Source organism: Clostridium sp. CM74B_53, assembly GCF_036318045.1.
In the GTDB taxonomy this organism is placed as follows: domain Bacteria; phylum Bacillota; class Clostridia; order Lachnospirales; family Lachnospiraceae; genus Pilosibacter.
The window spans coordinates 60660-83901 of record NZ_JAWQDE010000015.1 but is presented as its reverse complement, the minus strand read 5'-3'; the positions used below and the strand labels follow the sequence as shown (position 1 = coordinate 83901).

Annotated in this window: 18 protein-coding genes; 13 read left to right on the top strand and 5 right to left on the bottom strand. The window is 50.4% G+C overall.

The annotated features are described in order from the left end of the window. Window positions 1-735 precede the first annotated feature (735 nt). The gene (locus V2546_RS12425; RefSeq protein ID WP_329752489.1) at window positions 736-4977 is read left to right on the top strand and encodes a hypothetical protein; all 4242 of its coding nucleotides are present in this window, start codon (window positions 736-738) and stop codon (window positions 4975-4977) included. Between the two features lie 6 nt (window positions 4978-4983). After that, entirely contained in the window at window positions 4984-5982 is a 999-nt protein-coding gene (locus V2546_RS12420; protein ID WP_215702491.1) for an N-acetylmuramoyl-L-alanine amidase family protein, read from the top strand. A gap of 134 nt (window positions 5983-6116) precedes the next feature. On the opposite strand, the gene V2546_RS12415 is transcribed toward V2546_RS12420, so the two are convergent. Both V2546_RS12415 and V2546_RS12410 read right to left on the bottom strand, forming a co-directional pair. Beyond that, the gene (locus tag V2546_RS12415) at window positions 6117-6392 is read right to left on the bottom strand and encodes a hypothetical protein (protein WP_329752488.1); all 276 of its coding nucleotides are present in this window, start codon (window positions 6390-6392) and stop codon (window positions 6117-6119) included. Beyond that, window positions 6389-6823: a hypothetical protein gene (locus V2546_RS12410; protein WP_215702493.1), complete on the bottom strand. Its 435-nt coding sequence runs from the start codon at window positions 6821-6823 to the stop codon at window positions 6389-6391. The genes V2546_RS12415 and V2546_RS12410 overlap by 4 nt, the downstream gene beginning before the upstream one ends. 345 nt (window positions 6824-7168) lie before the next feature. On the opposite strand from V2546_RS12410, the gene V2546_RS12405 reads away from it, so the two are divergent. Then, entirely contained in the window at window positions 7169-7330 is a 162-nt protein-coding gene (locus V2546_RS12405) for a hypothetical protein (protein WP_182427670.1), read from the top strand. 74 nt (window positions 7331-7404) lie between these two features. On the opposite strand, the gene V2546_RS12400 is transcribed toward V2546_RS12405, so the two are convergent. After that, window positions 7405-7659 carry a chorion class high-cysteine HCB protein 13 gene (locus V2546_RS12400; protein WP_118532010.1) on the bottom strand — a complete coding sequence of 85 codons (255 nt, stop codon included), beginning with the start codon at window positions 7657-7659 and terminating at the stop codon, window positions 7405-7407. Window positions 7660-7887: 228 nt separating this feature from the next. On the opposite strand from V2546_RS12400, the gene V2546_RS12395 reads away from it, so the two are divergent. From V2546_RS12395 to V2546_RS12385, 3 genes are all read left to right on the top strand, one after another. Continuing rightward, on the top strand, window positions 7888-8679 hold the full coding sequence (locus V2546_RS12395) for a hypothetical protein (protein ID WP_329752486.1): 792 nt from the start codon (window positions 7888-7890) through the stop codon (window positions 8677-8679). A 126-nt stretch (window positions 8680-8805) separates the two neighbouring features. Next, window positions 8806-8928 (top strand): hypothetical protein, encoded by a 123-nt coding sequence (locus tag V2546_RS12390; RefSeq protein WP_329752485.1) that lies wholly within the window; start codon window positions 8806-8808, stop codon window positions 8926-8928. A 52-nt stretch (window positions 8929-8980) separates the two neighbouring features. After that, window positions 8981-10147: an alanine--tRNA ligase-related protein gene (locus tag V2546_RS12385; RefSeq protein ID WP_329752484.1), complete on the top strand. Its 1167-nt coding sequence runs from the start codon at window positions 8981-8983 to the stop codon at window positions 10145-10147. Between the two features lie 5 nt (window positions 10148-10152). Here V2546_RS12385 and V2546_RS12380 read toward each other — a convergent pair whose 3' ends face one another. After that, window positions 10153-10395: a polya polymerase gene (locus V2546_RS12380; RefSeq protein ID WP_329752482.1), complete on the bottom strand. Its 243-nt coding sequence runs from the start codon at window positions 10393-10395 to the stop codon at window positions 10153-10155. Between the two features lie 238 nt (window positions 10396-10633). Between V2546_RS12380 and V2546_RS12375 the strand changes: the two genes are divergently transcribed. Further along, a complete protein-coding gene (locus tag V2546_RS12375; RefSeq protein ID WP_215702497.1) occupies window positions 10634-11170 on the top strand; it encodes a precorrin-2 dehydrogenase/sirohydrochlorin ferrochelatase family protein in 537 nt (178 codons plus the stop codon). On the opposite strand, the gene V2546_RS12370 is transcribed toward V2546_RS12375, so the two are convergent. After that, window positions 11167-12030: a PHP domain-containing protein gene (locus V2546_RS12370; protein ID WP_118532024.1), complete on the bottom strand. Its 864-nt coding sequence runs from the start codon at window positions 12028-12030 to the stop codon at window positions 11167-11169. The two genes, V2546_RS12375 and V2546_RS12370, sit on opposite strands and share 4 nt — an antisense overlap. A gap of 316 nt (window positions 12031-12346) precedes the next feature. On the opposite strand from V2546_RS12370, the gene V2546_RS12365 reads away from it, so the two are divergent. From V2546_RS12365 to V2546_RS12340, 6 genes are all read left to right on the top strand, one after another. Then, complete coding sequence (locus V2546_RS12365; RefSeq protein WP_329752480.1) at window positions 12347-14110, top strand: VanW family protein; 1764 nt, start codon at window positions 12347-12349, stop codon at window positions 14108-14110. A gap of 416 nt (window positions 14111-14526) precedes the next feature. Beyond that, on the top strand, window positions 14527-18069 hold the full coding sequence (gene nifJ / locus V2546_RS12360; protein WP_118532028.1) for a pyruvate:ferredoxin (flavodoxin) oxidoreductase: 3543 nt from the start codon (window positions 14527-14529) through the stop codon (window positions 18067-18069). A 285-nt stretch (window positions 18070-18354) separates the two neighbouring features. Next, window positions 18355-18744 (top strand): GntR family transcriptional regulator, encoded by a 390-nt coding sequence (locus tag V2546_RS12355; RefSeq protein WP_329752479.1) that lies wholly within the window; start codon window positions 18355-18357, stop codon window positions 18742-18744. Then, window positions 18741-19640 carry an ABC transporter ATP-binding protein gene (locus tag V2546_RS12350; protein WP_118650316.1) on the top strand — a complete coding sequence of 300 codons (900 nt, stop codon included), beginning with the start codon at window positions 18741-18743 and terminating at the stop codon, window positions 19638-19640. The genes V2546_RS12355 and V2546_RS12350 overlap by 4 nt, the downstream gene beginning before the upstream one ends. Continuing rightward, window positions 19615-22089, top strand: coding sequence for a DUF6449 domain-containing protein (locus V2546_RS12345; protein WP_329752477.1), 2475 nt, complete (start codon window positions 19615-19617; stop codon window positions 22087-22089). Before V2546_RS12350 ends, V2546_RS12345 begins: the two co-directional genes overlap by 26 nt. A gap of 198 nt (window positions 22090-22287) precedes the next feature. Then, window positions 22288-23166 carry an undecaprenyl phosphate translocase family protein gene (locus V2546_RS12340; RefSeq protein ID WP_329752476.1) on the top strand — a complete coding sequence of 293 codons (879 nt, stop codon included), beginning with the start codon at window positions 22288-22290 and terminating at the stop codon, window positions 23164-23166. Window positions 23167-23242 lie beyond the last annotated feature (76 nt).

Here is a 23242-nt window from a genome sequence, read left to right as displayed (position 1 = left end):
TTGCCTGGGATATATTTACTCATAGTCAAACTCCTTCTACTGCTGTCAGAAGGACGATTAAAGTATCATATCAGTATGCATGAGTAAATATCAACTGTGCAAGAGTAAACTCCACCGCCCTTTGGAGGAGTGGAATTTAAATTTTCATTTTAGGAATGGGCAAAAAACCATAGAAATATAGACATTTTTTTCCAAAAGTGGTAGCATTATGTATCATGGGATACTTATAAACAGAAGTATGTGAAAAAGCTTACAGATATGTCCCCAGCATAATCAAGAGGTGAGAAAAAATGTCGAAATACGGAAAACTGATTGCGATCGGTGCAACAACGCTGTTTGCCGCCGCAGGTACATTATCAGCCGGGTGTAAGTTATCGAATAACCTGCAATAATGGGAACCAACGAACCCTTATAAACCCTTAAAGTCCCTTACATGGCGAGAAATCCCGTGATTAGGGGCTTTTTTAGGCTTATAAGGTATTTTTAACCCTTAAAATTTTAATGGGAACCAGAATTCCTATTGAAAAACTTAAAATGGGAAGAATCCTTGAAAATAAGAGTGGAGAGGGGCCGATGGAAAGTGGATGTTTAAAGCCTTTTAAAACTTTTTAAATTAAAAAGATGAAATGGGAGAAAGTATTGATAATTCAAGGATTTTCTGCGTTTGAAAGGCTTTAAAAGACCGTTTAAAACAATAAAATTTAAAAGCAATTATAAGCGAGTGCTGCGGAATCCATGATCAACGTGATCGCCGGGGAGATGAAGAATCTACGCTTCGCTGATATTGCGATCAACAACGGAACGAAAGCGGGAACCGGTTTTGGTATTGTCTCCACAAACCAGGGTAAGATCGAGAACTGCGAGTTCGAGAAGGTAAAACTTACCGGTTATCAGGCATCCCAGGTCGGTATGATCGGAACGAACACAGGTACGATCACGAATGCTTCCTTAAAGAATATCGAGATCTCGGTTTCCTCGACATCGAGTTATGTCGGTGGTCTTGCCGGTTACTCGACCGGTGCGATCAGCAACATCATGGCGGAAGGAGACGCGGTGGACTATACGTCCCTCGACGGTCTTCCATCGGACACACTCTTTACCTACCGGATCGTTGCACCGTACAGTGAGGGCGTCGGCGGTATCGTCGGCGGAACAAAAGCGACGATTACAGATGCTTCGGTCAAAGGAATCTATGTCAGTGGTTATAGTTATAACGGCGGTATCGCCGGACGTCTCGCTCAGGGCGTGCCGTCCGGAAACCTTACGGTCGGTGAGAGCGGATATCCGGTCTTTGTAAGCGGCAAAAACTATACCGGAGGTATCGGCTCCCTGTTCTCCGAGTCGACGAGAGACAGTGCACCGATCACGAACACGAAGGTGCAGTACACTTATGTCTCCGGCGGAGGAACCACCGCAGGTATCCTCGGAATCGGAAGCTGGTGGACGAGGATCGATGATGCCATGGTATACCGCTCCTATATTAAGGGAACCGGAAGCTACACGATGGGAATCATCCAGAGTGGAGCGAAAGTGAACCGCGCACTCGTAAAAGAGTCCGTGATCACCGGAACTTCCTACGTTGCCGGTATTTCAAACGGGCAGAGTGGCGGTATCTACTACTCGAGCGTCGTTGATTCAACGGTCGAGGGAAGCGGAAACTATATCGGCGGCATCATGGGTAATACATCTGCTCAGGAGGGGATCTCCCAGGTTGCGGTTGTCGGATGTACAGTTCAGGGAACCGGAGCAACCTCGATGGGTGTCGGTGGAATCGCCGGAAGAAACGAGGGAACCGGAACGGCCGCCAGCTTCTTCGTTGTCAATAACACAAAGGTCAAAGGCGTCACGGGGGTTGGCGGTATCACCGGAATTGCGATCGCCGGAAGATATACGTATATGAACTGTAATGCGGATGTCGAGGCGACCGGTTCTGCAGCCGGTGCCTTTGCGGGAATCCTCTACGACTACAAATACGATAACCGTGGATACATTTCAAGAAACCGCGCGATGGTGAAGGAAGGTATCTTCGGAGGAACGGTCAAATCTGTTGAGCAGGCAGGCGCTTTTGTCGGACGTCTCACCTACAGCAATCCGGAGAGAGATGCGACGGGTGCTGTCGTTGCTCACGGAAATGACTATCTGAGCAGCGAAAATTATAATAATCTCGTTCTGACTTCGGATGTAACCGTGACGGGCAGATCGAGTACACCGACCGTCTGGGGTACTTTCTATCTGGACACGACTGAGTACACAGATACGGATTCAACTTATTTAAGACCGACAAGGACTCTTGACGATGAGGGGATCCGGACCGTGAACGGGGCAGCTCCGAAGGCAGCTGTCTGGGGCGGACTGAAATTAAACGGCACACCGCTCTGGGGCGAGAACGGTTCGAAGATCCAGGATTACACCGGAAGCGGAAAACCGTATGCGGAACTTAAGCTGAATGCAAATGCGAAGGATCCGACGAAATTCGATGATCCGGCAGCCGTTGCTCCGTACCAGTATTTTGTTACGGATGCGAATGTGTTTGGTACCAATGCGTTCTACACGAATGTTTTGAGCCTGAATTCCAGCTACTGGGATTATAAGAACCTGAAGCCTGGAAATAATGATACGTATACGGCACATTTCCCGTATGTAAAGACGGGGGAGAGCTTCTACCCGTATCCGGATCAGACACAGACAAACCTCATCAACTATGAGGATGGCTCCTACGGCTTCTGGGGAGTTCCGATCCCGACAGGCGCGATGACTTCGATGTTGTCACTTCGGGATCTTACTGACGAGCAGTACCTCTGGGTATCCGCTTCGGGACCGGCGTCCATCACGTTTGAACTCGCTTCCGACGTTGTCGGAGTGACGATGACGGTTGCAGATGGATCCGGGGAAGTCTTAAGTGTCAACACGACCGACCGGATCTATACGATGCCGTACAATTACAGTACGCCGCTTACCGTAACGCTCTCGGCACCGGAACTCGGATTTACACAGACCTATGATGTTCTGGCGACGGACCTTGTGTCCTCCGTCATGGCATGGAACGGGGATCAGTATTACCTGACCGGTTCCGGGATCCGGAGTGCATCCGGAAAGCAGATCGCGGGAAGCTTCCTGAACCTGCGCGACGGAAAAGCGCTCGACTTAAACGGCGATGTCTGGGATGTGGAGAGCGGAAGCGTCGTATCGCACTGCGATTTCTCTGACATTCAGTGGGAGGAACCGAAGGCAGTCCATACCTTTACATACGATGGAAAGAAGCTTTCCGTCTACCACCAGTTCATCCACTACGACGGGGAGGACCTCGACAGGCTCGCTTATGTGAAGAACGGAATCCTGTTCGGATTGGAGACGGATCCGGAGCTTGTCTACGGGGCAGTGCTCGCAGATACATATCAGGACAGCCAGTATCTGACAGTTCTCGGAACCGATGGAATGCTTCATGACTTAAATGAGTCGATCCATCTTCCGGAGAGCTTCACAAACCGCGGGATCGTGGAGCTGGCTGATAATATGAACGACAGCAGCCATGTCGCGATCGGCCGGTTTGAGGACGGAAAGGTATTTGCCTTCAACTTCCTGACCGGAACGGAGCTTACGCTTGAGGAGACGGATTCCTGGGAGAACGGCGAGGATCTGACACTTGCGGATTACGCGGGTCAGTATATCGAGAGTTACTTAGGAAGCTGGTTCGGAATCAACAATTCCGGATATCAGGCATCCGTGAACCTCATGACGAACTTAAGCAACGGAAAACTTGGAAGTCTTGACGATATCCTTTCCTACAAGGGAACCGCCTCCGGAGACGGGGATGCGGCTGTTTCTTCCGGAAAGGCAGGAGGAGACGGATCCTCATCCGGTGATCCTGACAAGACCGAAAAGAACGGAGAAAACGACAGAACGGCTGACAAGACGGAAACGACAGACGGAAACGGAAATATCTCCGACAATACGGAGAAAAATACTGTTTCCGGAACATCGGTGAAGGATCGTGAGGCGGATACTTCTGAAAAGGATGTAAAAGCTTCCGAGAAGCCGGATTCCGAGAAGAAGACGACTGACAAAAAGGATGGCGGAAAAGAGAAAGCCGCTGTATCTGAGAGCGCGGCTGAGAAGGAGAAATCCGGAAACAGCAGTATCGTGGATAAGATCAGGAGTCTCTTCGGAAAGGCGAAGGACGATGTGAAAGCCGATGCGGCCGATGCGAAGAGCAAAGATGCATCAGAGAGCACGGATGCAGCGAAGAAATCCGGTGCAGCCGATACTCAGATGAAGAATGCAGCTCAGAATGCAGAATCTCTGACAGTGCAGAAGGAAGACGCAGAGAAGACTGCAGACGGATCAGACAAAGCACAGAACGCGCTGCCGGAGAACCGTGCAGACGGCACAGAGACCGGAAATACGGACAATTCCGGTGCAGCAGCTTCCGACTCTGCAGGATCGGAGAATGATTTTGAAGATGCAGATTCGAATGCTGCCTCTGAGGATACGACCTCCGGAACATCTGCAGAAGGTTCCGCGGATGAAGCCGGAAAGGCAGCAGACGCGGCAGCTCAGACTGACGGAGAACAGGCCGGAGAGTCCGCTGGAAATTCTTCTGAAGCTTCCGGACAACAGGCTTCTGAGGCCTCCTTCGACGGAACATCTGCGGAAGCAGCCGATGGAATGACCACCGATCCGACATCCGGCTCTGTGACGGAAAGGAAACTGATCACTGTCTATAATCCGGCAGACGGATCTTACAAGGTTTACACAGCGAAAGATTACCTGTCTCAAAAGAGCAGTGATCTTACAAGTGTGGACGACAAGGTGAAGGAGATGGCATCTCAGGGACTGATCGCCGATCAGGCACAGTTAAAGAGCAACGATTTCGTGAAAGACAAGAAATACGGAATCATGATCTTCGGTGCGTTCTCTGCGATGGGAGTCCTCTTATCCCTTGGTCTTCTGTTCAGAAAGAGAGAGGGGAGGAAATAAGATTCCATGAAACAAAAAAAAGGCTGGAAAGTATTCTTTCTGTCGCTCCTCATGTGCCTGACGTTTTCGTCAGGCGCGTGGGCGGCAGAGGGAGATCCCGTGAAGATCGAGCGGGTGAAACTGAAGCTGGAATCCCAACTGACAAAGACCGGGGAGGTCAAGGTCACAAATATGGGAAAAGGCTACACAGTTACCGGCTGCGAGGTCATCAACGGTGCGGATGTTGACAACTGGAATTCTTCCTACTGCGCACGTGTCCAGATCGGGCTTGTTGCGGACAGCGGGTATGAGTTCCGGAAAAAGGGAAGCTCCTATTTCGACCTCAAAGGGTCCGATGTCTATCGCTTTGTATCGAGAGAATACGAGGGGAATGAAGAGGTCTGGCTCTATGTGGACATGATCCCGATGAATAAAAAGATCGGGGTTCCTCTGGATCCGGACTGGAGTGGTACCGGGACAGCAAAGTGGAGCCAGGCATATAAGGCGGTTTCCTATCATGTAACCCTTTATGAGAATGGAAAAAAGAGAACGAGTGAGACGGTAAAACGTGGAAATACGATCGATTTTTCCGGTCAGATGAAGGAAGGAAAGCTCTACACCTTCTTTGTGACAGCAGAAAACAGCGATGGAAAGAAGAGTAAAGCGGTTGCCGGACCCGGGATCGTCTATACCGGAACCAGATTCACATCACAAGATGGAGGTACTCCGAAAGATCAGGCATTTTCAGGTGCGTGGATCGAGGAAGACAAAACCGGAAAGTGGCGTTATGTGATGAATGCCAGAGGGACTTCTTGGTGTCAGAACCAGTGGAAGGAGATCGGCGGAAGCTGGTACCGGTTTGATGCGGACGGCTACATGGTGACCGGCTGGTACCAGTCTCCGGATGGAACCTGGTATTATCTCGATGAATCCGGTGCGATGGTAACCGGAGAGAGAACGATCGACGGAAAGACGTATCGTTTTGGAAATGGTTCCGACCGGGAAGCCGGAGTCTGGATCTCCTGAGCATGTGATCCGGGAAGACTCCTGACCGGTTTCAGAGCGGCATGAAATTTTTCACGGATGTGCGGCAGCAGAGAAAATGGCGGCTGGGAAGACATGCTCATATGACATGTCGTCCCAGCCGCTTTGTTCACTTGTTACCTCAGACGCCCGGCGAGGCGGCGGATCATTTCGGCTTTCTGACGCTCCGGCGGGGAGAGGGATTCACACAGGACATCAAAGAGAAGTCCTTTTTCGTCTGCCGAAAAGGAGATGGCCTCTTTCTGCAGCTTCTGATTCAGGCTGAGAAACGCATGCATCCTCTCATTTTCGGGGGTGCTTGCAAGCTCATCCGCAAAGGATGCGAGAAGCGCGATCTTCGAGGCGTCCATGGCGTGAAGTCTCGGGTCGGATTTCCATGTGGAGTTGTTCATGCGGAACCTCCCGGCGCGAAGCTCTGGATCACCATCTGCAGGGTCTCAAACTGATTTTTCACATCCGGCGGCAAAAGTGCGAGAAGCTGATCCGGTGTGACTCCGGCATTTGCGGCGCCTTTCCGGGTCTCTAAGAACCGGGTCATCATATCGATCATCTCCTGCTCCTGATGGTTTGCGTAGGGGCGGACGGCTGAGAGCATGGATCGCGGAGAAGTGTGTTCCGCATCGAGCGCACAGATCTTCATCATGCCGTCCTCGTTGTCCCGGAAAAATTCCATGGTCCGCAGAAGCTCTTCGACTTTTACGAACATGGAAAGATTTCTCTGCCTGCCGATGTCGAGGTAGGGGAGTGCGGCTTTCACCATCTGGAGATGATGATCACCGGTAGCGTAGTCGAGATCGGTCAGTTTTAATTCTTTTTCACTCATACTTGTGGACCTCCTGTATGTGAAAATATATGAGAGGAAGTTCCGGCTCATGACGGGAAAATCCGGATGAAAGAGGAATGCGAAAGGTTACAGTACACGGTCACTCCATGCCCGCGTACTGTAACAGGATTTTGCCGATGCTTCGCATTCCAAATCGGCAAAATCCGCGACCACAACGGTATCATACGGAATTTTCAGTTCAGAAAATTCCTACCCGTGAAAAGTAACTGCGAAAGCACTGCTTCTCCGGGTTCACAGTGAAAGAAGTTCCGGAATAAAATAACAGTAAAAAGACGCAGATGGAAAGAAATGGTGCAGCTGCGGACGGAATCCGGATGGAAGAAAATGGGAAGACTTGTCATAGATGGAAACAGTGTGTATGAGATCGATGAGGAATGTGAGAGAAAGAAGATGATGGAGGAGTTGAAACGTGCAGAGGAAAACCATCCGACGGGAAAAAGCGGATGGAACAAAGATGGAACGAAGGTGCCGCTAAGGCGCGGTTAGGAAATATTGGGCGAATCTTAACAGGAGGGCGGGAAGATCTCCCGCCCCATGAAAGAGATGAGACTGCAAAAGGATCAGCAGCCAAAGCCGCATCCGTTTCCATTGCCCCAGCCGCCGCAGCAGCAGAGGAGCAGGATGATCCAGAGACAGCTGTTGTCACATCCGCATCCATTTCCACAGCCATTGCCGCAGCCGTTATGTCCCCAACCGCCGCAGCAGCAGAGAAGCAGGATGATCCAAAGAGAGTTGTTTCCGCATCCGCATCCGCCGCAGCCAGGTGCCGGGCTGTCACATCCACATCCACAGTTTGTAGCAGCTAAATCACTCATGTTATTTCCTCCGGAAATATCTTTACACTTTAAGTATATGCAGGATGGCATGTCAGAATTTAACGAATATCAGCAGAAATTTTCTATTGCCGTGTAAGGGGCATTTCCGTATGCGGCGAAAATGCAGGACCATGGTACGGATCTAACTCACAATATATGAATTCTCGCCGCCTTAAAGGGCTGTGGGATTTATCTGATCGAGATAAAATTAAGGAGGAACAGGTCAGTATGAAAAAGAATCAGCGAAAGCTCAGACAAGCAGGTTTTATTGCGGGGATACTCCTCTGCGCAGGGATCAGCGTTTTCCCTGCATCGGCAGCCGGGCGGATCCAGAAAATTTCCCTTTATCTTGAGGGGGAGGCGGCAAAGCCGGGACAGTTTCTGGATGATACGCTTCCGGAGATCACTACGTCTGCGGAAAAATATACGATCCATTCTTACGATTATGTAAATGACCGAGTCAGATGGGACCGGATGGACACACCGGAGCTCATGATCGATCTTTATTATGACAGTGGTTACAAGCTTTCGAAGGAGACCGTCGAGAAGATCCAGCTGCGCGGTCTGGAGTGTACCTACGAAAAGTGCGAATGGCTGAGAAAAGATGATCTCGAAGAAGACGGAGTCCGGGGTGTGCGGATCTATCTGAAATTCCCGGCATTCAGTACGCCGGGAGAAAGTGCGAAGGCGAAACAGGAGGTGATCGAGGCGAAAGCAGCGGAGCTTGAGAAAAAGTCAAAGAAGAAAGCAAAGCGGCTGCGCGATACTTCTGTCGCTAACGGATGGTATCAGGATGCGAATGGCTGGTGGTACCTTGAGGATGACGGCAAGTGGCATACGAACGAATGGAAACAGACCGATGGCAGCTGGAGTTATCTGGATGCCGACGGTTATGCAAAGACCGGCTGGTTTGAGGTCGGCGGGACCTGGTACTGCGCAGACAAGACCGGCACGCTCTATGTCAACACAGTTACTCCGGACGGGTATCATGTGAACGGGGACGGTGCATGGGTGTCATAACATCCCTTTTCGCAGACAGAGATTTTTTGAACTGAAAGTTTATATGACACAGTAATAGATGGGGATTTTGGCGATTTCGAGTGAGAAACATCGGCGAAATCCCCATCTTGTCATATGGGAAGCGAGATGGTAAAATCAAGATACACTGGGACGTTCGGCAGCAGGGACCGCAGCAGATGGTTCCGGGAGTACGGCTCCGGAGAGGAGACAGGATATGACAGGACGGAAAAAACTGTCAGTCAGGCTTGATGATTTCCGGAAGATCCGGGGAAATTGAGAGACAAAGAGGAGAAAGACAGTAATGAAAAAATTATATTATAATTCAGCATATATCCGCACATTCGAGGCGAAAGTCCTTTCCTGTACGGAGGGAAAAAAGGGATATGAGGTGGTCCTTGACCAGACGGCATTTTACCCGGAGGGCGGCGGACAGCCGTATGATACGGGAATCCTCGGCGGGGCGCATGTGACGGCGGTCCATGATGTGAAAGGGGAGATCGTCCACTATACGGACGCACCGCTTACCGTCGGTGAGACCGTGACTGGCGAGATCGACTGGGAGAGAAGATTTCGGAATATGCAGGGACATTCCGGTGAACATCTTGTCTCAGGGCTGATCCACGAGAAATACGGATATGACAATGTGGGATTCCATATGGGATCGGAGGAGATCACGATCGATCTGAACGGAACGCTCACATGGGACGAGCTTCTGGAGATCGAAAAGAAAGCGAACCGGATGATCTGGGAGAACCTGGAGATCTACGCGGGATTTCCGTCCCAGGAAGAGCTTGCAAAGATGGACTACCGGAGCAAAAAGGAGCTGACCGGGGACATCCGGATCGTCAGCATCCCGAACGGTGATACCTGCGCCTGCTGCGGGACACATGTGGCGAAAACCGGTGAGATCGGGCTCGTGAAATTTTTAACCATGATCCACTATAAGGGCGGTGTCAGGATCTCTCTGCTCTGCGGGGAAGAGGCTGTGATGGATTATGAGAAGAAAAGGGAAGAACTTCAGAAAATTTCTGTATTCCTGTCCGCAAAAGCCGGAAAGACTGCGGATGCCGTGGAAAAACTGAAAAATGAGCTGATGCAGACTCAGGCAAAATTGTCTGAGACTTCAAGAAAACTTATGAAATTCCAGGCGGATCAGTTAAAAGAGGGAAATGAGAAGATCTGTTACCTCGGAAATGATCTCGATATGACGGAACTCCGTCACTTTGTGAACTTCGCGCTCGAAGGAAAGAAGGGGAAAATTGTCCTCGCCCTGTCAGAAAGTGTGAATGGGGGATTCTCTTATGTTCTGGGGAGCCAGAGCGAGGACATGCGCGCTCTCTCGAAGGAATTAAATGGGGAACTCTCCGGGAGAGGCGGGGGAAGCAGCCAGATGGCACAGGGAACCTTCTTCGCAAAGAAGGAAGAACTGCTCTCCAATCTGGCCGGTAAAGGGTTTGTTATGGCTTAAATGGATCAGCAGCCCTGAACCATGTACTGGATCAGACGCTTGGAATCCTCATCGTTGTGTGTGGTAAGGCTTAACTCCTTGATGTTTCCGTTGGAAAAAACGGTAGCCATGGAGAAGTACTGGCTGAGTTTGGACTTTAAGTTTACGCTTCCGCCTTCCGGAAGACTTAACTCAACAGCACCGTCACACTGATTGATGGCTTTGAAAAATGTATCAAGATTGGAAATATTTCTCATTTTTAATTTCATAATGATTACCTCCTTAAAGGTTGCTTGTAACTGCCACAGTTACTCATGTTTTACTTTGTCACTTCGTTTTTCTTTTAACGATTTGAATTCTACCAGATGAGTAGGGAAAAAACAATCGACGGAATAGATAAAAATTTAACAATCTAAACTGGATTTTTATGGAATTTATGGGGAACATCGGGCGGAAGCTGGACGGACTGTCGAAAATGCACCAAAAACAGGGAAAGGATCAGGAAAAATGGCATATTTTCCATTGTTTGTGAACCTGGAAGGGCGTCGTGTCCTCGTAGTCGGCGGCGGAAAGATCGCTGCAAGGCGGATCCGGACGCTGTTGGAGTTCGGATGTGAGATCACTGTTGTGGCACCGGAGGTGGGTGAGGAGCTTCTGGAAATGCTGGAGCTGGATGCCGGGACCGTGTATGCGGAAGAGGAAGGAAAATCAGGAAAGGTGACCCCGGGGAGTTGCCGGATCATCTGGAAAAGGAAAAAGTATGAGATCAAAGAGCCGGAAGCAATTTCAGCAGATCCCATGGAGACAGATAAATTCACATTCGTTCTTGCCGCCGCCACCCCGGAGGTAAACGCACAGGTCGTCCGGGAATGCCGCAAAAAAAATATCCCGGTCAACAATGCGTCGGACCGGGATCAATGTGATTTTTATTTTCCGGGGATTGCGAAGGATGGCGACACGGTCATCGGAATCACATCCGGTGGGAGAGATCATAAGCTGGCGGCGAAGATCTCGCAGGCTGTGCGGAACGTGTTACATGTCTAAGATCTTCCGATTCCGGCCATAAACATAGAAAGCTTGATGTCGTCCAGGTAAAGCGCCGAGACCCGCAGCCCGCCGCGTCCGGATCCGATCTCGATATCGGGCTTTGCGGCACCGTGGAAGTCGGAGCCGCCTGTGGGTGCAAGAGCGTATTTTTTTGCAAGCTTCCGGAGCTTTCCGCTTTCATCCTGATTGTTGGAGGAGTGAAAACATTCGAGACCGCAAAGACCATGCTCTTTTAACATGGAGACAAGCTCTTCTGTGCCTGCCCAGCCGAGCTTATACTGGAGCGGATGGGCGAGGACCGGGAAACCGCCTGCGGCCTGGAGAGCGTTAAGGACTTCCTCCGGCGTGATGAGCTCTCTGGAGCGGTAGTACGGTCGGTCCGGGTTTAAGTATTTCCGGAACGCCTGATCGACGGAGGACACATATCCCCGCTTTAAAAGCGCTCTCGCAAAGTGGGCACGAGTGATCACGGTTTTCGGATTCCCGCAGTGGAGATCTTCCACAGTGATCTCAAATCCATCTTTATTGAAGGCGGCGAGCATTTCCATATTGCGGTCATATCGTTTCCGGGAAGCTTCTTTTAAAAAGGAGAGAAGCTCCGGGTTCGTATGATCAATGTAGAGACCCAGGATATGGATCTCTTTTTCTTTATAGATACAGGAGACCTCGATCCCGGGAATGACCTCCATATCGAGGTCCTTTGCGGCTTTTAACGCCTCGTCGATCCCGGAGACCGTATCGTGGTCCGTGAGAGCCATGGCGGTGAGCCCGAGACCGGCTGCACGGTTTACGACCTCGGTGGGAGTCAAGGAGCCGTCGGAGGCGGTAGAGTGAACGTGAAGGTCGATGAGTTTCATATATCAGAAGTTCCTTTCTTGATCTGTAATTGCGATGCTGTACATCAATGACGAACAGCAGACTGTTACCTTATTTTAACATATCTGAGACAAAATTGTGAATAAAATTTAAGATTTCTGTTATACCATTTTTCTTAAATTATGCTATACTACTACCTGTATATCTGCGCGTTTTGCGGAAACGATGTCCCGATACATTTTCTGTACCGGGATCGGCTGCCTGTAAGAGCCGGAAGCTTCGCGCGGATTCGGATTCAGAAAAACGGATGGATAGAGAGAAGATCCGTCCTGAAAACAAAAATAAAAGGTGAGAGCAATGAGTGACACATTCAGAAACAGCAGAGCGGGCGGAAGATCCCGCCAGTCCAGCGCGGCAGACCGCATCATGGCGGTACAGAATGCCCGGAATAAGGGAACCGGGGCAAGAAGAGGAGGCTCCGGAAGAAGACGGGGCCGGGGAAGAGGAAGAGGTCAGGGACCGGATATGGCAAAGATCGTCCTGATCGCGATCGGCGTCGTGATCTTTCTGATCTGCGTGGCAGTCGGACTCCAGAGCTGTGCAAGGTCCGGGAAACAGGACGCGGGATCCGAAACATCCACGGAGGAGACAACGACGGAGCCGGAGACAGAGATCGAAGCGGAGATCACGGTAAACGGGATCCAGATCCACGGTCTCACAAAATCCGAGGCGATGGAGAAGGTCCTTGCAGATATGGGATGGAAGATGAAGGTGACCTTCGGTGACAGCACGGAAGAACTTCCGAACCTTATGGAAGCAAATGTAGATGCGGTGATCGAAGAGGCACTCGCAAAGAAGGAATCCGGCGACTATACTGTTCAGACGGATGACCTTGATGACGCGGTCCAGGTCGAGGTAAAAGCGCTGGCCGCAAAGTGGGATGTTGAGCCGAAGAATGGTTCGATCGCTTCCTATGATAAATTGACCGGCAAATTTACATTTGCAGGAGCCCAGACCGGAAAGAAGATCGATCAGGAAAAACTTGCCTCCGATATCACGGCGGCGATGAAAGCGGGAGAGTACGACAAGACGATCACGGCGACGGCGAACGAGGTACAGCCGGAGATCACGGAAGCTCAGGCCCGCGACAATTTCAAAAAGATCGGAACATATACGACGACGACAACGACAAATAAGGACAGAAACGAAAATATCCGTCTCGCCTGCGCGGCGATCAACGGCACGATCCTTCAGCCGGGAGAAGAATTCTCCTTTAATAAGATGACAGGCAACCGTACCACAGAAAAAGGATACAAACCAGCGGGTGCGTACTCCAACGGCGTTGTGGTTCAGGAGCCGGGCGGCGGTGTCTGCCAGGTATCCTCAACTCTCTACAATGCGGTCGTATTTGCCGGACTCAAGACGACGGAACGCCATGCACACACATATGAACCTTCCTATGTCACACCGGGCGAGGATGCGATGGTAAGCTATGACGGATATGCGGGTCCGGATCTGCGGTTTGTGAATAACGGAAAGACAGCGATCGGCATCAAAGCGTCCATCTCCGGTCAGACCCTGACGGTTTCCATTTACGGAAACCCGATCTTAGAGGACGGCGTGACCGTGTCGATGCATTCCGAAAAGATCAAGGAACTCGACGCGCCGGCACCGACTTATGTCGAAGACCCGACTCTCCAGCCGGGTACCGAAGTTGTCGCAAAGGCGGCAACACCGGGAAGCAGATGGCAGACGAACCTGATCACGAAAAAGAACGGGCAGGTCGTGAGCGATGTCCTTCTCCACAACAGCACTTATAAAGGAAAGGCGGCTACGATCAAGAGAAATACTTCCGGAACGGTTGCGGCGACGGAAACGCCGTCCACAGAGTCAGCGGCAGCACCGTCTGAATCTGCTGGGGAGTCAACGGCAGCGGAGACGACGGCTGCAGAGACAGCAGCACCGACAACGGCAGCGGAGACAACAGCAGCGCCGACAACGGCAGCACCGTCCGCCGGATCCAACTACGGACCGGGGTATACGCCGGAGACAACGGCAGCGCATGCGGAGACGAACCAGGCTCCGTCCGATATGGGGCTGATCGCTCCGAACGGACAGTAGCGGATCTCCCACTCCAGGACAGCAGCGAAGGTCCTGCTTGAGAGCGGGGAATGGTCGGACCAATAAAAAGAATACTTTATATAAAAAAGCGGTGAACAGGAATCAAAATGATTTCCTGCCTCACCGCTTTTTATTTAAAAGAAATCATTATCTGTAAAAGAGAGAAGTGCTCCGGAACGGGAGTTTGTCAAAACTAACCAAATGCACATTCTCACAATGCGGATAACATTCCATAATATGAAAAGATAATGCAAAAATTTTAATATTGTTTATGATTTGGTACATGATTCTGCCGTTTTTGATTTGCATTTTAGGGAAAAATTGCTATAATAATTTATAGATGTTCTGATAAACGCGGAACACATAAGTTTAATAAATATTTACATATTTATACACTTTACAGGAGGAAATCAACTATGGCAAGAAAAATGAAAACCATGGATGGTAACCATGCAGCCGCTCATGCTTCCTATGCATTTACGGATGTAGCAGCCATCTACCCGATTACCCCTTCTTCTCCGATGGCGGAAGCTACCGATGAATGGGCAACCGATGGAAGAACAAACATGTTCGGACAGCCGGTACAGATCACCGAGATGCAGTCCGAGGCAGGTGCTGCCGGCGCCGTACATGGCTCCCTTGCAGCAGGTGCATTAACAACAACTTATACAGCTTCTCAGGGTCTTCTTCTTATGATCCCGGATCTCTATAAGATCGCTGGTGAGCAGCTCCCGGGCGTATTCAACGTATCCGCTCGTTGTGTAGCAACTCACGCTTTAAATATCTTCGGTGACCACTCCGACGTTTACGCCTGTCGTCAGACCGGATGCGCAATGCTCTGCGAATCCAGCGTACAGGAGGTTATGGACTTAACACCGGTTGCACACCTTGCAGCATTAAAGGGTAAAGTTCCGTTCATCAACTTCTTTGATGGTTTCCGTACTTCCCACGAGATTCAGAAGATCGAGACATGGGATTACGAGGATTTAAAAGAAATGGCTGATATGGACGCCATTGATGCATTCCGTAAGAACGCTCTGAACCCGAACCATCCGGTACAGAGAGGTTCCGCTCAGAACCCGGATATCTTCTTCCAGGCAAGAGAGGCATGTAACCCATACTACGATGCTCTTCCGGCAATCGTACAGGAGTACATGGACAAAGTAAACGCTAAGATCGGTACAGATTACAAACTGTTCAACTACTACGGAGCTGCTGATGCTGAGCACGTTATCATCGCTATGGGTTCCGTAAACGATACAATCGAAGAGACGATCGACTACCTTGCAAAACAGGGCAAGAAGGTCGGCGTTGTTAAGGTTCGTCTGTACAGACCGTTCTGCACAGAGGCTCTTATCAACACAATCCCGGATACAGTTAAGCAGATCTCCGTACTCGACAGAACAAAAGAGCCGGGTTCCATCGGCGAGCCGTTATACCTTGATGTTGTTGCAGCATTAAAGGGCTCCAAGTTCGATAAGGTTCCGGTATTCACAGGTCGTTATGGTCTTGGTTCCAAGGATACAACACCGGCACAGATCGTTGCTGTATACGAGAATACAGAGAAGCAGAGATTCACAATCGGTATCAACGATGATGTGACACACCTTTCCTTAAAGTTAGGTGCTCCGCTTGTTACAACTCCGGAAGGAACTACAAACTGTAAGTTCTGGGGTCTTGGCGCAGACGGTACTGTAGGTGCCAACAAGAACTCCATCAAGATTATCGGCGACAACACAGACATGTACGCTCAGGCTTACTTCGATTATGACTCCAAGAAGTCCGGCGGTGTTACAATGTCCCACTTACGTTTCGGACATACTCCGATCAAGTCCACATACCTGATCCACAAAGCAAACTTCGTTGCATGCCACAATCCGGCATACATCCGCAAGTACAACATGGTTCAGGAGCTTGTTGACGGCGGTACATTCCTCCTCAACTGCCCGTGGGATGCTGAGGGTCTTGAGAAACACTTACCGGGACAGGTTAAGAAGTTCATCGCTGACCACAACATCAAATTCTACACCATCGACGGTGTTAAACTTGGTATCGAGACAGGCATGGGCCCGACCCGTATCAACACGATCCTTCAGTCCGCATTCTTCGAGCTGACAAAGATCATCCCGGCTGACAAAGCAAACGAGCTTATGAAAGCAGCTGCAAAGGCTACTTACGGTCGTAAGGGTGAAGATGTTGTTATGAAGAACTGGGCAGCGATCGATGCAGGCGCTAAGGGACTTGTAGAAGTGAAAGTTCCGGAGAGCTGGAAGAACTGTGAAGACGAAGGTCTTGACATGGTTCACGCTACAGAGGGCCGCGAGGATGTTATCAACTTCGTAAACAACATCCAGGCTGCTGTAAATGCTCAGGAAGGTAACAACCTCCCGGTATCCGCATTCAAAGAGTATGTTGACGGTACAACTCCGTCCGGTTCTGCTGCATACGAGAAACGTGGTATCGCAGTAAACGTACCGGTTTGGAATCCGGACAACTGTATCCAGTGTAACTTCTGTTCTTATGTCTGCCCGCACGCAGTTATCCGTCCGGTAGCTATGACAGAGGCTGAGGCTGCTAACGCACCGGCTGGTACAAAGACAATCCCGATGACAGGTATGCCGGAGTACAAGTTCGCTATGACGATCTCCGCACTTGACTGTACCGGATGTGGTTCCTGTGCGAACGTATGCCCGGGCAAGAAGGGTGAGAAGGCTCTTACAATGGTTCCGCTTGAAGGAAACGCTGCAGAGCAGGAAGTATTCAACTACGGTCAGAAACTTGACATCAAGCAGGATGTAATCGATAAATTCAAAGAGACAACTGTAAAGGGCAGCCAGTTTAAACAGCCGCTCCTTGAGTTCTCCGGCGCATGTGCTGGTTGTGGTGAGCCGCCGTACGCAAAACTGATCACACAGTTATTCGGTGACAGAATGTACATCGCAAACGCAACAGGATGTACTTCTATCTGGGGTAACTCTTCACCGTCCACACCTTACACAGCAAACAAGGCAGGCAAAGGACCGGCTTGGTCTAACTCCCTGTTCGAGGATAACGCTGAGTTTGGTTATGGTATGTTACTCGCTCAGCAGGCAATCCGCGATGGCTTAAAGGCTAAAGTTGAGGAAGTTGCTGCAAACGAGAACGCAACAGCAGAAGTAAAAGCTGCATGCCAGGAGTGGTTAGACACATTCGGTGTTGGTGCTACAAACGGTGCTGCAACTGACAAACTCGTAGCTGCTCTTGAGAACGTTGACTGCCCGACATGCAAGGACATCGTCAAGAACAAAGATTTCCTGGCTAAGAAGTCCCAGTGGATCTTCGGTGGTGACGGTTGGGCTTACGATATCGGATTCAACGGCGTTGACCACGTACTTGCAAGCGGCAAGGATATCAACATCATGGTATTCAACACTGAGGTTTACTCCAACACAGGCGGACAGTCCTCCAAGGCTACTCCGACAGGTGCTGTTGCTCAGTTCGCTGCAGGCGGTAAAGAAGTTAAGCAGAAAGACCTTGCTGCAATCGCTATGAGCTACGGCTATGTATACGTTGCACAGATCTCCATGGGCGCTGATATGAACCAGACCATCAAGGCAATCGCTGAGGCTGAGGCATATCCGGGACCGTCCCTGATCATTGCTTACGCTCCGTGTATCAACCACGGTATCAAGAAAGGTATGGCAAAGGCTCAGACAGAGGAGAAACTTGCTGTTCAGTCCGGTTACTGGAACCTCTTCAGATTCAACCCGGCAGCTGAGGGCAAGAAGTTCAGCCTTGACTGCAAGCCGGCTACCGTTGATTATCAGGAGTTCATCAAGGGTGAGGTTCGTTACACATCCCTCGCACTGAAGAACCCGGCAAGAGCTGAGAAGCTGTTTGCTAAGGCTGAGCAGAACGCGAAAGATAAGTACGCTTACCTTGAGAAGTTAGTAAAGCTTTACGATGACAACGAGCAGTAATCTGCAAAATTGAATCAGATCGTATTGAGATCCCGGGAACAGCTTTGGCTGTTTTCCGGGATCTTTTTGCAGTGCGCTGCATTTGCAGCGGCTTCCGCTTCATCGTAAATAAATCGTAAGAAAAAAGACCTGTGATATTCCTTGATTTCACAGGTCTTTTTCTCTATACTAACTGTATTAAGAGTGTTGATACACTTAGAAAGAATAAACAGACAGAAATTTTTCTGCCCCAGGGCCCGGAAATCAGGAGTGTATCACGCAGAGAATCGGGAAAGGAGGAGGCTTATGATCCTGTTAGACTACAAAGACCGGCGGCCGATCTATGAACAGGTGGTCGCGAAACTCGAGGAGCTGATGCTGCTCGGCGTGATGAAAGAGAATGAACCGCTGCCGTCCGTGCGCAGCCTTGCGATGGAACTTTCGATCAATCCGAATACGATCCAGCGCGCGTATGTGGAGCTGGAACGGCAGGGATACATCTATACAGTGAAGGGAAAGGGAAGTTTTGTGGCAGACAATCAGGCAATGAAAGAGAATAAGAAGAAAGAGGTTCTCCTGAAGGTGAGCGATATGATCGATGAGGCGATCCGTGTCGGGATCCCGGGAGAGGAGATCAAAAACATGGTGGAGATCCAGTATGAGGCGGCAAGAAAGAACGGAGGTGGAGACGAATGATCGAGACAAGCGGACTGACCAAACGATTTGATGACATCACAGCGGTGGACCATATCGATGCGAAGATCAAAGAGGGCAGCGTGTTCGGGCTGATCGGGACGAATGGCGCCGGAAAGAGCACATTTCTCAGGATGGTCAGCGGGATCTTAAAACCGGACGAGGGAACCGTTCTGATCGACGGGGAGAACGTCTATGAGAATCCGAAGGTAAAGTCGAAGTTTTTCTATATCTCCGACGACCAGTATTTTTTCGCGAACGGAACCCCGGTGGAACTCATGAAGTTCTACAAGACGATCTACCCGGCGTTTGATGAGCCGAGATTTTTCCATCTCCTGGAGTCCTTCGACCTTGGAAAGAAGAGAAAGATCTCCACGTTCTCAAAAGGGATGAAAAAGCAGCTCTCGATCATCTACGGGATCTGCGCGGGAACGGACTATATTTTCTGTGACGAGACCTTCGACGGTCTAGATCCGGTGATGCGCCAGGCGGTAAAGAGCCTGTTCGCGAACGATATGGCGGAGCGGAACCTGACACCGATCATCGCCTCCCACAACCTGAGGGAGCTGGAAGATATCTGTGACCATGTCGGACTTCTCCACAAGGGCGGGATCCTGCTCTCAAAGGATCTCGATGACATGAAACTGAATATCCATAAGATCCAGTGCGTCTTAAAACCAGGAGTGAAGGTGGAGGACCTTACCAGTCTCGATATCTTGAAGACAGAGTACCGGGGCAGCCTGGCGACGATCACGGTGCGCGGGACGAGAGAGAATGTGGAGCAGCAGATGGCGGCGTGTGAACCGCTGTTCTTTGAACTGATCCCGCTCTCACTGGAAGAGATCTTTATCAGTGAAACGGAGGTGGCAGGATATGACATCAAAAAGCTTATTTTTTAAACTTATGAAAGAGGACATGAAACGAAGACTCTGGGCGGTCGCTTTTTCCCTGCTCACATTCTTCTTTGCAATGCCGATGGCGGCGGCCATGGGGATCGCGAGCATCGGAAAAGAGTATGAAAACTGGCTCGTGAACGGGACCGGATATGCGGAGATCGGGGCAGATGCCCTGAAACACACGAAGATCCTGCGCCTCGTCGGAGAAGTTCTTGGATTTGAGAATGCGTTCCTGTGCGTTTTGGTGGCAGCAGCGGCTATGATCCTCGGACTGACCGGATTTCTGTATCTGCATTCCAAAAAGCAGGTTGACTTTTACAACTGTCTCCCGGTCAAAAGAGAGCAGCTGTTTGCCGTGAAGTTTCTGGACGGCTTCCTGATCCTCTTTGCGGCATATTTGATCAACATGATCGCTGCATTTGCGATCTTCTGCGGAAACGGGATCCAGGGAGGCAGCATCGTGAAGATGATGCTCTCTGCGTTCGCCACTCATATGGTAGGATTTTTACTGATCTATGCTGTGATGGTGATCGCGGTCCTGCTCACGGGAAACCTGTTCATCTCGATCCTCGGTGCAGGTGTTCTGTACGGCTATGCTCCGGCCATTTCCCTTTTACTCAGTGTCCTGAAGGAATTTTTCTTTGTGACGACCGGAAGAAATAGCGATATGGGATGGATTGCGGAGTACGGATCCCCGATCGGATATTATGCAAAACTGATGGAAGCGGGACTCCGGATCTTCCATTCAGATCAGTTTTTTGATGATATCGATTATGGATATTCCAGGATCCAGATGAGTATCGGAAGCACGGGAACGGGCATGGGACTCTATAAGCTCTGTGTGATCGGCCTCCTTGCTGCGGTGCTCCTCACCGTCCTGGCGCTAATCCTCTATAAGCTCCGCCCCTCAGAGTCTGCCGGAAAAGCGATGGCCTTCAAAAAGACGCAGGCCCCGATCAAAGTCCTGCTCCTTGTGCCGGTCACAACGGCAGCGACGATCCTGCTGTGGAGTATTTACTACAGCCTGTCCTGGGCAGCTATCGGCTTTATCCTGGGACTTGTCCTCATGAGCTGCATGATCGAGATCATCTATCATTTCGATTTCTCGAAGCTCTTTTCGAATCTTGCCCAGACAGCAGCAGGGGGAGTCCTTGCCATTCTGCTGATCGGGATCTTCTGGACGGATGCGATCAGTTATGATTCGTATCTTCCGAACGAGAAGAACTTTAACTATGCATCGATCAATGCCTATCTTGACGATCTCGATTATGGGCTTCCGTACCGGAACGGAACCTCCTACGGATGGAAGTATCTGGATTACGGAAATTATGCGGATGAGAACATGAAACTTACCGATTACGCGAAAGTCCTCGCCTTCGCGGAGCACGGTGTGGAAGAGGCGAAGCTGCAGAGGGAGGCGAAGATCAAAGGAAATTCGACTTCCATCTATGATGACAGCGAGAGAATGATCTATGCGCAGGTCAGTTTCCATATGAAAAACGGAAAAACCGTTTACCGCTCCTACATGATCCCGCGCTCGGTACTCGGAAGTAGTCTCGATGAACTCTACGCATCGAGAGAGTACAAAGAGGGCATTTATCCGGTAATGTCCTACACACCGGAGAATATCACGGGGATCTACTGGATGACGGATGGAGACATCTCGGAGCTCAGGACGGACGATTCCATGAAGGCGGAGATCTTATCCGCCTACCAGGATGAGCTTGCAGGTCTGACGTTAAATGAGAGAGCGGTAAATGCACCGGTGGCTGCGCTGCGCTTCCTCACCACGGCTGAGCAGGAATACCTCACCGTGATCAGCAAACAGCGCGGAAATACTTCCTCTGGATTCCGCCTTGATGATATGAATAATGTAAACTTCTTCCCGGTCTATCCGTCCTTTACAAAGACGATCGCCCTTTTAAAACAGGCGGGTCTCGATGTGGAGCAGAGAATCTCCGTGGATGAAGTGGCTGCTGTAAAGATCCTGTATCCGCTGGACTATGAGACGGAGCAGACCGGGACAGATCCTCAGACAGGAGAGTCTGTCTTAGCGGCAGATATGGTGGCTGACGAGAGCGCGGTGCAGGCGGAAGTTTCTTCGGACGAAGGAATGGCGATCGCGACGAGAACGTACGATGACAATTACCGGGCGATCACGATCGTAAACGATGGATCGGAGGAAAACAGAAAGAAGATCGAAGAGGTCCTTTCGGCGAGTGCCTCGGATAACCTTCTCCAGAGAAACCGCCTCTGCACATATGAGAGCGGGATCGAGATCTATGTGGAACTGAAACCGTCGGGAGATGAGGTTCTGACCGGAACTCCGGAAGAACGCCTGTACCGGTTCGTTGGAACGACAATCCCGGAATTCCTGGATCAGACGTTAAATTACGATCAGATCGTGAATAAATCTGTAAACCAGGGGATCGGAGTCAGCGAAAGTGATTGATGGAATGGAACGTATCGTGTATAATCAGATCGTCTGAATGAAACAGGATTTACCACAGACCAGGCAGAGACGCCGGATACACCGGCAGCTGCCTGGTCTGTCGGGCGCATGAGACACCCGAACGTTCCCGGCAGATCGCTGCGCTGTGTGGAAATGGAGAATGGGATCATCCGGACAAAAGATTTATGGAGGTTTATCATGAAATTTTTTGGCAATATCATAAAGGGAGTCATGATCGGGATCGCAAACATCATTCCCGGCGTTTCCGGAGGAACGATGGCGGTTTCCCTTGGCATCTACGATCGGCTGATCGGTGCGGTTTCAGGTCTGTTTAAGGAGTTTAAGAAGAACATCGCATTCCTGATCCCGATCATCATCGGCTGCGGGATCGGGATCGTGGGATTTACCTATGCGATCGAATATCTGCTCGACAAGCACACATTTGTGACATGTATGGCGTTCGTGGGTCTGATCCTCGGCGGACTTCCTGCGATCATTTCCTCCATGAAGTCAAAGATGACTTCCGGCGGGATCGGCGTGTTCGGGATCCTGGCGTTTGTGATCGCCTTCGTGATCTCCGGTGGAATGCCGCTCTTAAAGGAGAGCAAGGACGCTCTGACCGTGATCGCAGTGACTCCGGTGAATATGGTGATCTTATTTATTCTCGGAGTTGTGGCTTCTGCGACGATGGTGATCCCGGGCGTATCCGGATCCATGATGCTCATGATCTTCGGATATTATTACGCGATCATCAATACGATCAAGACATTCCTCGACAATCTCCGTGCGTTTGATCTCATGGGAATGAAGGATGGGATCCTGCTTCTGGCTCCGTTCGGGATCGGCGTGATCCTCGGGATTTTCCTGATCGCAAAGCTGATCACGTTCCTCTTTGAAAAATACGGGGTTCAGACATTCTGTGCGATCCTGGGACTTGTGATCTCATCCCCGATCGCGATTTTTATCAACACGGGTCTCGTATCGAAGCTTGGTTCCCTGTCCATCTGGGAGATCTTATTCGGGATCGTTCTCATGGGCGCGGGTGCGTTTGTGACGGTGTTTGTGGGAGAAAAATAATAAAAGAAAACCGGCGCTGCTGCTAGGATCCGTGGAAAGGGATTCCTGCAGACATCGCCGGTTTTCTTTCTGTCAG

Coding starts and splice junctions, on each gene's coding strand:
- V2546_RS12385 (WP_329752484.1), top strand. CDS start 8,981: ATGAAAAAATTATATTATAATTCAGCATATATCCGCACATTCGAGGCG.
- V2546_RS12380 (WP_329752482.1), bottom strand. CDS start 10,395: ATGAAATTAAAAATGAGAAATATTTCCAATCTTGATACATTTTTCAAA.
- V2546_RS12365 (WP_329752480.1), top strand. CDS start 12,347: ATGAGTGACACATTCAGAAACAGCAGAGCGGGCGGAAGATCCCGCCAG.
- V2546_RS12400 (WP_118532010.1), bottom strand. CDS start 7,659: ATGAGTGATTTAGCTGCTACAAACTGTGGATGTGGATGTGACAGCCCG.
- V2546_RS12420 (WP_215702491.1), top strand. CDS start 4,984: ATGAAACAAAAAAAAGGCTGGAAAGTATTCTTTCTGTCGCTCCTCATG.
- V2546_RS12405 (WP_182427670.1), top strand. CDS start 7,169: ATGGGAAGACTTGTCATAGATGGAAACAGTGTGTATGAGATCGATGAG.
- nifJ (WP_118532028.1), top strand. CDS start 14,527: ATGGCAAGAAAAATGAAAACCATGGATGGTAACCATGCAGCCGCTCAT.
- V2546_RS12350 (WP_118650316.1), top strand. CDS start 18,741: ATGATCGAGACAAGCGGACTGACCAAACGATTTGATGACATCACAGCG.
- V2546_RS12355 (WP_329752479.1), top strand. CDS start 18,355: ATGATCCTGTTAGACTACAAAGACCGGCGGCCGATCTATGAACAGGTG.
- V2546_RS12370 (WP_118532024.1), bottom strand. CDS start 12,030: ATGAAACTCATCGACCTTCACGTTCACTCTACCGCCTCCGACGGCTCC.
- V2546_RS12340 (WP_329752476.1), top strand. CDS start 22,288: ATGAAATTTTTTGGCAATATCATAAAGGGAGTCATGATCGGGATCGCA.
- V2546_RS12375 (WP_215702497.1), top strand. CDS start 10,634: ATGGCATATTTTCCATTGTTTGTGAACCTGGAAGGGCGTCGTGTCCTC.
- V2546_RS12390 (WP_329752485.1), top strand. CDS start 8,806: ATGGTAAAATCAAGATACACTGGGACGTTCGGCAGCAGGGACCGCAGC.
- V2546_RS12425 (WP_329752489.1), top strand. CDS start 736: ATGATCAACGTGATCGCCGGGGAGATGAAGAATCTACGCTTCGCTGAT.
- V2546_RS12415 (WP_329752488.1), bottom strand. CDS start 6,392: ATGAACAACTCCACATGGAAATCCGACCCGAGACTTCACGCCATGGAC.
- V2546_RS12345 (WP_329752477.1), top strand. CDS start 19,615: ATGACATCAAAAAGCTTATTTTTTAAACTTATGAAAGAGGACATGAAA.
- V2546_RS12395 (WP_329752486.1), top strand. CDS start 7,888: ATGAAAAAGAATCAGCGAAAGCTCAGACAAGCAGGTTTTATTGCGGGG.
- V2546_RS12410 (WP_215702493.1), bottom strand. CDS start 6,823: ATGAGTGAAAAAGAATTAAAACTGACCGATCTCGACTACGCTACCGGT.